Source organism: Chryseobacterium sp. VD8, assembly GCF_037149975.1.
GTDB classification, from domain to species: Bacteria; Bacteroidota; Bacteroidia; order Flavobacteriales; family Weeksellaceae; genus Chryseobacterium; species Chryseobacterium indicum.
Genome location: NZ_JBBCQL010000435.1, coordinates 1 through 1065, shown reverse-complemented (window position 1 = coordinate 1065; position 1065 = coordinate 1). Strand labels below are relative to the sequence as shown.

Below are 1065 nucleotides of genomic sequence, written 5' to 3'. Positions count from 1 at the left end.
ATTGGTGGTAAATGTCTGCGAAGAAACTTCCTGTCCGTTGGTGTCGGTTAATGTAATTTTCTGTTTTAATCCGGCCACTACAGATACTATATCTTTATCACGCTGTGTATTAATGACTTTAAAATAAACCGTCTGTCCCGGTCTGTAAATTGCCCTATCTGTGAAAATCTGCGCCTTACTGCGTATTGTTTCCGTATTCTGATCATTATTGTAGCCCCTTTCTCCATAGACTTCCATGATCTGAACATCATTGGTTTTTGGCTGTCGGATCAGGAATGTTCTGTAATAATCATTGTTTTTTGTTGCAGGAAATCTGAAAATACCATTATTATCAGTTTTACCATTTATTTTGGTTAAATTATTATTGGAAACAAATTCATAAAACGTAAGATTTTCGTTAATTACGGGTTGTCCGTTTTCACTGCTCACTAATTTTAATTGATTGGATAACTGATCTCTGTCTGTTTTTGACTGATAAATAATTCTGTTATCCGAAACCAGAAAATAAAAGTCTTTTTCCGCTTCGGCTTCATTGTCGCTGATTCCGGCAACGTTGTATTCGGCAAGATAAATTCCCGGCGGAAGAGATTGTATTTCTAAGGACGTTTTATGATTCTTAAAATCTTTCGGATCATCCAGTTTGTACGCTTCTTTCCTAACCAGATTTTTTTTAATCTTATTAAATTTAGTAGAATACGAGCTTTTGGCGTACTGCAAAAAAGTAGTGAGATCCTCTTTTACTTCATAAATATTAATTGAAAAGGTGGAAACATTTTTATATTCTGCTACAAAATGAATCGGCTTATTGCTTTGGGTCTGCTGTTCATATTTAATATTCAGAAACGGATTTAAGATCTGATTTTCTTTATTTTTAATATTATCAATAAAAGGAGATTTGGGATACTGCTTTTTTGCTTGATCCGCAATTGCAAGAGCTTCTTTTTCCTTTTTTTGGGAAAGCAACTGTTCCATTATATCTTCCATGATCAGAACTTTATAATCGCCTTCCGTTTCCGTTTTCAAAAGGTTTTGAAGCTGAGTCGGACGATCTTTACACAGTGTGAG

At 34.6% G+C, this 1065-nt stretch carries 1 protein-coding gene; it reads right to left on the bottom strand.

Going from position 1 to position 1065, the window contains the following annotated elements; all coding sequences use genetic code 11:
* Positions 1–1023 (bottom strand): MG2 domain-containing protein (locus tag WFK35_RS22890; protein WP_336734957.1); only part of this gene is annotated, 1023 nt, incomplete at its 3' end.
* Positions 1024–1065: the final 42 nt, after the last annotated feature.